The organism is Streptococcus sp. KR, assembly GCF_002238115.1.
Classification (GTDB): Bacteria; Bacillota; Bacilli; order Lactobacillales; family Streptococcaceae; genus Streptococcus.
Window position 1 is genome coordinate 1 of record NZ_NGVM01000390.1, and the last position, 212, is coordinate 212.

At 44.8% G+C, this 212-nt stretch carries 1 protein-coding gene; it reads right to left on the minus strand.

What is annotated here, in order from left to right; translation table 11 throughout:
• Positions 1-212 (minus strand): hypothetical protein (locus CBI42_RS13135; RefSeq protein WP_142294191.1); only part of this gene is annotated, 212 nt, incomplete at both ends.

Genomic DNA, 212 nt, shown 5'->3' on the forward strand with positions numbered 1-212 from the left:
AAGCGAAGCACCGGCCCGATCCATCGTCAAATAGTCCAGTCCCAAATCAAGCAATGGCTGAGTTTGATTTAACAATTCAGTGGTCAAATTGTTGGCCAATTTTTGCATGTTATCCGGAAGCCACTTCTTAATTCGCTCAACAAATGCCGGCAGCTCACCAATTGGCATGTGACTTGCCTGGGCAATATTCGTCCCATCAATTAACTGACTTA